Genomic DNA, 4,403 nt, shown 5'->3' with positions numbered 1-4,403 from the left:
AGAATACCTTCGCCCGTGCCCTGCAAGGCTCCAATAGCATCGAAGGCTATACCGCCAATCTGGCCGAAGCCGTGGCAATTATCGATGAAGAGCGCCCGGAGACACTGGAAGAGGAAACCCTAAAAGCTCTGCAAGGCTATCGTACCGCCATGACCTATATTATGGCCGTGCATGATGATCCCTACACCCAGATCACTTTGGAGCTTATCCGCAGCCTGCATTATATGATGCTGAGTTACGATCTGACCAAGCTTCCCGGCCAATGGCGGCCCAACCCGATTTATGTCCTCGATGAGGTCGCCCAAGAGATCGTTTATGAAGGGCCGGAGGCGGCGGCGGTTCCCGCGTTGATGGAGGCGCTGGTTCGGCAGATCAATGACCGAAGCGCCGACAGCCCACCCATCGTGCAAGCCGCGATGGCCCATTTGAACCTCGCCATGATCCACCCGTTCAAAGACGGTAACGGGCGGATGGCGCGGGCGCTGCAAACGCTGATTATTTCGCGCAACGATGCAAGCTCGCCGGTGTTCAGCAGCATCGAAGAATGGCTGGGCCGCAATACCCCCGCCTATTACGCGCTGCTGAAGGACGTGGGGGAGGGCCGCTGGAATCCGCAAAACTCCGCCCTGCCGTGGGTGCGCTTCTGCCTGCGCGCCCATTACCAGCAGGCCGCGACGCTGCTGCGGCGCAACGCCCATATGGGGCAAGTCTGGGCGCGCGTCAGCCAACTCGTTGCCGCGCATAAATTGCCCGAGCGCACCGAAAGCGCCCTGGTGGAAGCCGCCTTCGGCTACACGCTGCGCAATCACCGCTACCGGGTGGAAAACGAAATTTCCGACGTGGTCGCCTCCCGCGACCTGAAACGCCTGTGCGAATTGGACCTGCTCATCCCAAAAGGCGAAAAACGCGGCCGCACCTATGTCGCCGCCCCCGCCCTGCGTGCCCTCTGGTCCGACACGCTGCACCGCCGCCGCTCGGACGATCCTTATGCGCTGGCGCGGGCGAAGCAGACGCCGATGTTGTTTTGAGGGGGGATGTATTTGGAGCACTACAGGAGACGTTGACCCTGCTCGACTTAACCTAACATCCAAATAACCCTCAAAATTATCTTCAATAAAGATCAAGCATAAAATCTATTTCGGCCTTCGAAACCTCTGATTTTATTCTTTCGATCATTTGTCTTTGAATTAGTAAGTTATCTATAGCACTAAACAATATACCTTTTGCAGATCGGATAAAATGCTCTGAATACACTATATCACCATCTATCAATTTAAATAATTTGTAAACGATATTAGCCTTTTCGGAAAACTCTATTATTTTATCTAAATTAGAAATCACAATTAACAATTTATATTCTGGGTACCAATCCACATTTTCGTCAATATTTAAAAAATCTACAGCCGTCAATTGATAATAAGAACTGTCTCTATATCTAATATGATTATATAAATTTTTCACTGATTCATCGCAATTTTCAATATTGAATTTATCTAAAATGCACTTTTTTGCAATTTCTATTGATTCAATGCTTATATTTTCTCTAATAAGATTATAAGATTTGTCTAAATCATCAATAAACAGGGGAGCAGTAGAAGAAAATATATCGTATTTAATTTGATCTGAACTTTCTTTTCTGGTTGCCAGAAATTCCTTACGCTGAATATACAGACCAATACAAACCCCCATAAAAGCGAGTGGAGAGAAAATTCCAGCCAGAAAATCCCCAAGTTCATTTAATTTTTCAGGTCTCTTGAAAGGATATTCAATAAAAAATGATATTAAAATTAAAATAACCATAAATATGACAAAAAACAACATAAAATAAAACACGGGTATGCAGTATGAGCATTCGTTTTTTTTATCAGAGAACATATACAATCCTATCGGCACATCGAAACAGTTCATAATCATACTACGAATTAATAAAATGTCAATAAATGTACGTCCGGTTGATCGCATTGCTTCCTGATTGCGGTCTAGCTCAAACAGAATCACGAAAAACAAAAAGAACGATGCAGTTGAGACTGTATATGTTGCATATCGTACGAACTTCCGGGAATGTCCCCCTACCCCACCCTTACCAAGTTTTCACCCCCCGCCCACGCGCGCCTGTGCTAGACAGCCGGTCTCGGACGAATAGCCCAAGGGTGGGAGCGCGATGCGCGTTCTGGTGTTTTTGCATGATGCGTTTGGCGGCCGGGGCGGCATTGCCAAGTTCAACCGCGATCTGCTGGGGGCGCTCTGCGCGCATCCTGCGGTGACGGAGGTTGTGGCGTTGCCGCGCGTCATCGTCGATCCGGTCGAAGGCTTGCCGGAGAAGCTGACCTATTGGACCTGGACCCGCCACGGCAAAGCCGCGTTTTTGGCGGGCGAGCTGTTGGCGCTGACCGATCCGCGCGGGTTTGATCTCGTCATCTGCGGGCATGTGAATCTGTTGCCGCTGATGCGCCTGTTGGAACTCCGAAAGCGCGTGCCGATGGGGCTTATTCTACACGGGGTGGAAGCGTGGCAGCCGGTCGGCGGGGCGGAAACCCGGCGGCAGATTGGGCGGCTCGATTGGTTCCTCGCCGTCAGCCAATTCACCAAAGATCGATTTTTAGAGTGGACCGGCCTGCCGGAGCCGAAGGGCCTCGTGGTGCCGAATGCCGTCGATATCGCCGCCTTCACCCCCGGCCCGAAGCGCGCCGATCTGCTTACTCGCTATGGGCTCGCCAATAAGCGCGTGCTGATGGGTATGGGGCGGCTTGAGGCGCGCGAGCGCTATAAGGGGTTCGACGAGGTGATGGAGGCCATGCCCGGCCTGCTGCCGCGCTATCCCGATCTCGCCTATCTCATCTGCGGCGAAGGCACCGACCGGCCCCGGCTGGAACAGAAAGCGCGCGACCTGGGTATCGCCGACAAAGTGGTGTTCGCCGGCTATGTGCCGGAGAACGAAAAGGTCGATACCTACCGGCTCGCCGATGTGTTTCTGCTGGCGGGCTGGGGCGAGGGGTTCGGCATTGTCATTATCGAAGCGCTGGCCTGCGGCATTCCGGCCATCGCCTCCAACCTCGACGCCAGTGCGGAAGCGGTGCTGGAGGGCAAGTTCGGCCCCGTCGTGAACCCGAAAGACCCTGGCGATCTTACGCGCGGCATCGAAGCCGCGCTCGCCCAAGGCCGGGGACAACCACCGGTAGGACTCGAAACCTTCTCCGCCCAAGCGTATAACGAGCGCGTGAACCGCATGATTCTCGACCCGTTAGCGGCACGGCTGGGAGAAGCGCGATGAGCCTCAAGCTCGCCTATTTCGTTACGCATCCGATTCAATATCAAGCGCCGCTGCTGCGCCGGGTGGCCGCCGTGCCGGGATTGGAGTTCAAGGCGTTCTTTGGGTCCGATTTTTCGGCGCGCGCCTTTGTCGATCCCGATTTTGGCCGGGCGATTGAATGGGATGTGCCGCTGCTGGAGGGCTATGCCTCCGAAGTGCTGGGCCAATGGGGCTCGCCCTTGGGCAAGAACGAGATTCCCACCGTCTGGCGACCTTTCTCCACGGGTCTCGCCAAAAAGCTGCGCGCCGGAAAATTCGATGTGCTGTGGATTCACGGCTATAACCGTGCCTCCCACTGGGTCGCGGCGGCGACGGCTAAGGCGATGGGCATCAAAGTGTTGATGCGCGATGAATCGACCGATATTTCAGCCAGCCGCTCGCCGATAAAGCAAATTGCCAAACAAATCTTCTTTACGTCGATGAATCAGCTGGTGGATCGCTGGCTAACGATTGGTTCCTTGAACGCCGATTATTATCGCGGCTTCGGAATTGCGCCCCATAAGCTGATTTCGGTGCCCTATGCCGTCGATAATGCCTATTTCCAGACTAAGATCGCCGCGCTCGCGCCCCAACGCGAACTGTTGCGCGCCAGCTTGGGGCTGGAACAAGGCCGCCCGATCATTCTGTTCGCCGCCAAACTGATCGACCGCAAGCAACCGCTGCCGCTGTTGGGGGCGTTTGCCGAGTTGGTGCATGAGTCCGACGCGCGCAATCCCTATCTGATCTATGCGGGCGATGGGCCATTGCGCGGCAATTTGGAAAAGACTATCGCCGTGTCGGGCCTCGGCAATTCGGCAAAAGTGCTGGGCTTCAAGAGCCAGGCCGACCTCGCGGCGCTTTATGATCTGTGCGATATTTTCGTCCTGCCGTCCGAACGCGAAGCCTGGGGTCTCGTCGTGAATGAGGCGATGAATGCGGGCCGCGCGATTGTCTGTTCCGACCGCATCGGTGCCGCCCCGGATTTGATTGTTCCCGGTCTTAACGGCCATATCTACCCCTTCGGTAACGATAAGGCGCTCTCGGCCTCTTTACGCGACTGTTTGGTCGATCCCGAACGGCTGGCCGCGATGGGGCAAGCTAGTCTCGACCGGAA

4 protein-coding genes are annotated in these 4,403 nt (G+C 54.4%); 3 read left to right on the top strand and 1 reads right to left on the bottom strand.

Translation table 11 applies throughout. The features are described from left to right. Nucleotides 1-1,028: Fic family protein (locus VZ95_RS13855; protein ID WP_045776378.1), on the top strand; the 1,028-nt coding region annotated here is incomplete at its 5' end. An 82-nt stretch (nt 1,029-1,110) separates the two neighbouring features. Here the strand turns inward: VZ95_RS13855 and VZ95_RS24225 are convergent. Then, complete coding sequence (locus VZ95_RS24225) at nt 1,111-1,875, bottom strand: hypothetical protein (protein ID WP_156995300.1); 765 nt, start codon at nt 1,873-1,875, stop codon at nt 1,111-1,113. 286 nt (nt 1,876-2,161) lie between these two features. On the opposite strand from VZ95_RS24225, the gene VZ95_RS13850 reads away from it, so the two are divergent. Next, nucleotides 2,162-3,271: a glycosyltransferase family 4 protein gene (locus VZ95_RS13850; RefSeq protein WP_052711766.1), complete on the top strand. Its 1,110-nt coding sequence runs from the start codon at nt 2,162-2,164 to the stop codon at nt 3,269-3,271. After that, a partial coding sequence (locus VZ95_RS13845) for a glycosyltransferase family 4 protein (protein ID WP_045776377.1) occupies nt 3,268-4,403 on the top strand: 1,136 nt, incomplete at its 3' end. The genes VZ95_RS13850 and VZ95_RS13845, both read left to right, overlap by 4 nt.

The organism is Elstera litoralis, assembly GCF_000963705.1.
GTDB lineage: Bacteria > Pseudomonadota > Alphaproteobacteria > Elsterales > Elsteraceae > Elstera > Elstera litoralis.
The sequence above is the reverse complement of the archived record's forward strand: the minus strand, read 5'-3'. Positions and strand labels throughout refer to the sequence as shown.